At 55.6% G+C, this 241-nt stretch carries 1 rRNA gene; it reads right to left on the bottom strand.

What is annotated here, in order from left to right:
- Window positions 1-241 (bottom strand): 16S ribosomal RNA (locus BLL41_RS22280); the annotation flags it as partial.

The following is a 241-nucleotide window of genomic DNA, read 5'->3' as shown; positions in this document are numbered from 1 at the left end:
CGTCAGACTTTCGTCCATTGCGGAAGATTCCCTACTGCTGCCTCCCGTAGGAGTCTGGGCCGTGTCTCAGTCCCAGTGTGGCCGATCACCCTCTCAGGTCGGCTACGCATCGTTGCCTTGGTGAGCCATTACCTCACCAACTAGCTAATGCGCCGCGGGTCCATCTGTAAGTGGTAGCCGAAGCCACCTTTTATGTTTGAACCATGCGGTTCAAACAAGCATCCGGTATTAGCCCCGGTTT

Origin of the sequence: Bacillus sp. FMQ74 (assembly GCF_001875785.1) — a bacterium.
Classification (GTDB): Bacteria; Bacillota; Bacilli; order Bacillales; family Bacillaceae; genus Bacillus; species Bacillus stercoris.
The sequence above is the reverse complement of the archived record's forward strand: the minus strand, read 5'-3'. Positions and strand labels throughout refer to the sequence as shown.